Raw genomic sequence first — 258 nt, forward strand, 5'->3', positions numbered from 1 at the left:
GGAGCGTCGCGATCGCCGACTCGCTCATCGCCGCGTGGGTGCCGAGCGCGATCAGCACGGTCACGGAGGACGCGCGACCGGCGAGCGCCGCATGCAGGGGGCGCATGACCTTGGGCAGCGGCACGGAGCGCGTCCCGTCGGGGATGATCACGCAGACGGACTTCCCGTCGATGTCGGCCCCGGCGATCTGCTCGGCCACGAAGCCGCTGATCTGCTCCTCGGTGAGGATCCCCTCGGGGCCGCCGAGGGTCGCGGCCT

Annotated in this window: 1 protein-coding gene; it reads right to left on the minus strand. The window is 72.9% G+C overall.

From position 1 onward, the window contains the following. On the minus strand, nt 1-258 hold a 258-nt coding region (locus MJ643_RS31010), incomplete at both ends, for a lactate racemase domain-containing protein (RefSeq protein ID WP_247727358.1).

Source organism: Pseudomonas sp. PNPG3, from assembly GCF_023093815.1.
Classification (GTDB): domain Bacteria; phylum Pseudomonadota; class Gammaproteobacteria; order Pseudomonadales; family Pseudomonadaceae; genus Aquipseudomonas; species Aquipseudomonas asiatica.